Raw genomic sequence first — 220 nt, forward strand, 5'->3', positions numbered from 1 at the left:
GTACATTGCGGATAACCAGTCTCCTGCTTATCCAATGGAGAATACGAGATTCGAACTCGTGACCTCCTGCTTGCAAGGCAGGCGCTCTCCCAACTGAGCTAATCCCCCGGAATGGGCTTAAGTGGACTCGAACCACCGACCTCACGCTTATCAGGCGTGCGCTCTAACCGGCTGAGCTATAAGCCCGTCTCAAAAGGGGCTTTACGCCACTTTCTGCGTC

The 220-nt window shown here is 54.5% G+C and carries 2 tRNA genes; both read right to left on the reverse strand.

What is annotated here, in order from left to right:
* Positions 1-35: 35 nt before the first annotated feature.
* Positions 36-108: transfer RNA gene (locus H6A20_RS13360), tRNA-Ala, on the reverse strand.
* A gap of 4 nt (positions 109-112) precedes the next feature.
* Positions 113-186 (reverse strand) — tRNA-Ile (locus H6A20_RS13365).
* Positions 187-220 lie beyond the last annotated feature (34 nt).

The organism is Mordavella massiliensis, assembly GCF_016901695.1.
Classification (GTDB): domain Bacteria; phylum Bacillota; class Clostridia; order Lachnospirales; family Lachnospiraceae; genus Claveliimonas; species Claveliimonas massiliensis_A.